Raw genomic sequence first — 2,262 nt, forward strand, 5'->3', positions numbered from 1 at the left:
TCCGACGCGTCACCGATCGACCCGTACCGGCTGGTGCACGAGATCAACGAGTTCCTCACCCCCGACTCGCTCTACATCGGCGACGGCGGCGACATCGTCACGTTCTCCGGCCAGGTGGTGCAGCCGAAGTCGCCTGGCCACTGGATGGACCCTGGTCCACTCGGGACACTCGGCGTCGGCGTGCCGTTCGTGATGGCCGCCAAGTACGCCCGCCCCGAGAAGGAGGTCGTGTGCCTCTTCGGTGACGGCGCGTTCAGCCTGACCGGCTGGGACTTCGAGACGCTGGTGCGGTTCAACCTGCCGTTCATCGGCATCGTGGGCAACAACTCCTCGATGAACCAGATCCGCTACGGCCAGGCCGCCAAGTACGGCGACGACCGGGGCCGCATCGGCAACACCCTCGGCCACGTGCGCTACGGCGAGTTCGCCCGGCTGCTCGGGGGATACGGCGAGGACGTCTCCGACCCCGCCGAGATCCGGCCGGCGCTGGAGCGGGCCCGCGAGTCGGGCAAGCCGTCGCTCATCAACGTGTGGGTCGACCCGGAGGTCTACGCCCCGGGAACCATGAACCAGACCATGTACAAGTGAGGGGACGACCGGAATGGCAGACACAGCAGACCCCGGCAAGGCTCTCGAAGGCGTCCGTGTCCTCGACATGACCCACGTCCAATCAGGACCGTCGTGCACGCAGATCCTGGCGTGGCTCGGCGCGGACGTGGTGAAGCTCGAGGCGACGACGGGAGACATCACGCGCAAGCAGCTGCGCGACGTGTCCGATGCGGACAGCCTGTACTTCACGATGCTGAACGGCAACAAGCGCAGCATCACCCTCAACATGAAGAGCGAAGAGGGCAAGCGGCTGTTCACCGAGCTGCTGCCTCGGTTCGACGTCCTCGCCGAGAACTTCGGCCCCGGCGCGGTCGACAGGATGGGCTTCACCTGGGACCGGCTGCAGGAGATCAACCCAGGGCTGATCTACGCGTCGATCAAGGGCTTCGGCGAAGGCCCCTACACCCACTTCAAGGCCTACGAGGTCGTCGCCCAGGCGATGGGTGGGTCGATGAGCACGACCGGGTTCGAGGACGGGCCGCCGCTGGCCACCGGCGCGCAGATCGGTGACTCCGGCACCGGCATCCACACCGTCGCAGGCATCCTCGCCGCCCTGTACCAGCGCACCCGCACCGGACGGGGCCAGCGGGTCACCGTCGCGATGCAGCACGCGGTGCTGAACCTGTGCCGGGTGAAGCTGCGCGACCAGCAGCGGCTGTCCCACGGCCCGCTGCGGGAGTACCCCAACGACGAGTTCGGGGACACCGTGCCGCGTTCGGGCAACGCGTCCGGCGGCGGCCAGCCCGGCTGGGCCGTCCGGTGCGCGCCAGGCGGGCCGAACGACTACATCTACGTCATCGTGCAGCCGGTCGGCTGGGAGCCGATCACCAAGCTGATCGGCAGGCCCGAGCTGGCCGACGACCCGGAGTGGAGCACGCCGGAGGCCCGGCTGGACAAGCTCGACAAGGTGTTCCAGCTCATCGAGGAGTGGAGCATCAACCACGGCAAGTGGGACGTGCTCGCCAAGCTGAACGAACACAACATCCCGTGCGGGCCGATCCTGTCCACCAAGGAGATCATCGAGGACTCGTCGCTGGCGGAGAACCAGATGGTCGTGCGGGTGGATCACCCCGAGCGCGGCGAGTACGCGACCGTCGGCTGCCCCATCAAGCTGTCCGGCTCCCCGGTCGAGATCGGACGCTCGCCGCTGCTCGGTGAGCACAACGAGGACATCTACGTGCGCGAACTAGGCCTGTCGAGTGACCAGTTCGCTGAGCTCAAGGCGAATGGAGTGATCTGAGGTATGCCAGTAACAGGCAGCATCGACAAGACCGCCGTCCGGGAGGTGCTGGACAAGGTCAAGGCCGAGGGACGCGAGGCGCTGACCGCCCCGGAGGGCAAGCGGATCGCGGACGCCTACGGCATCCCGTCGCCGCGCGAGGGCCTCGCCACCACCGCCGACGAGGCGGCGACCCTGGCCGAGGACATCGGCGGACCGGTCGCCTGCAAGATCGTGTCGCCCGACATCCTGCACAAGACCGAGGCGGGCGGTGTCCTTGTCGGCATCGAGGGCGCGGCCGCGGCGCGGGACGCGTTCGACAAGATCGTCGCGAGCGCCAAGGCGTACGACGGCTCGGCGACCATCACCGGCGTGCAGGTCCAGCAGATGCTGGGCGGCGGCCAGGAGGTCATCATCGGGGCCACCACCGACCC

3 protein-coding genes are annotated in these 2,262 nt (G+C 68.1%); all 3 read left to right on the top strand.

The features are described from left to right. The coding region (locus M3N57_04235; protein MDP9021905.1) for a thiamine pyrophosphate-dependent enzyme at positions 1–588 on the top strand (588 nt) is incomplete at its 5' end. 13 nt (positions 589–601) lie between these two features. Next, on the top strand, positions 602–1,849 hold the full coding sequence (gene frc / locus M3N57_04240) for a formyl-CoA transferase (protein MDP9021906.1): 1,248 nt from the start codon (positions 602–604) through the stop codon (positions 1,847–1,849). 3 nt (positions 1,850–1,852) lie between these two features. Further along, a partial coding sequence (locus M3N57_04245; protein ID MDP9021907.1) for an acetate--CoA ligase family protein occupies positions 1,853–2,262 on the top strand: 410 nt, incomplete at its 3' end.

The sequence above is a fragment of the Actinomycetota bacterium genome, assembly GCA_030776725.1.
Taxonomy (GTDB): Bacteria; Actinomycetota; Nitriliruptoria; order Nitriliruptorales; family JAHWKO01; genus JAHWKW01.